This window comes from Photobacterium pectinilyticum (assembly GCF_024357955.1).
In the GTDB taxonomy this organism is placed as follows: Bacteria; Pseudomonadota; Gammaproteobacteria; order Enterobacterales; family Vibrionaceae; genus Photobacterium; species Photobacterium pectinilyticum.
The window spans coordinates 1-535 of sequence record NZ_JANEYT010000200.1; the positions used below are offsets into that span (position 1 = coordinate 1).

Sequence of the window (535 nt, forward strand, 5' to 3'; positions counted from 1 at the left end):
CCAAGGTGGATGCCGTATTTACCGCGCCGGTGACTATTACGCCAGAAGCCGATGAGCCTTCATTAACCGTGTCACTGACCGACATGAGCTTGATTGATTACGGTGTTGGGCAAGATACAGCCTTGACCGGTTGGTTTACGGATAACGCCAACAATCATATCGAAATCCACCAAGACACTGTTTATGGTGTGGGTGACAACCGCGGTGGGGTGATTGAGCTTGAAGCCAACACTGGTGATGAATCCAACCTCTACACCAATCTGGATGTTAAAGCTGGCGATGTGGTGACATTGGAATTTGATATGTCGGCACGTAAAAACGCCGAGGGCGAAGATTCACAAGTCGATATCTACTTCGAAGGTCAGCTGATAGATTCCTTGGCGCCAGAGGATATTGGTTGGAATCACCATAGCTACCAATTTACGGCAACCACTGATAATCCCAAGTTGGAGTTTGACTCCCCAGATGACAACAGCCTGGGTGGAGTTCTTGATGCCATAACTGTGGTCAAAGAGGTTGCAGAAGATCAACCTAC

Annotated in this window: 1 protein-coding gene; it reads left to right on the forward strand. The window is 48.4% G+C overall.

The annotated features are described in order from the left end of the window. The coding region (locus tag NHN17_RS25900; RefSeq protein WP_255045545.1) for a hypothetical protein at positions 1-535 on the forward strand (535 nt) is incomplete at both ends.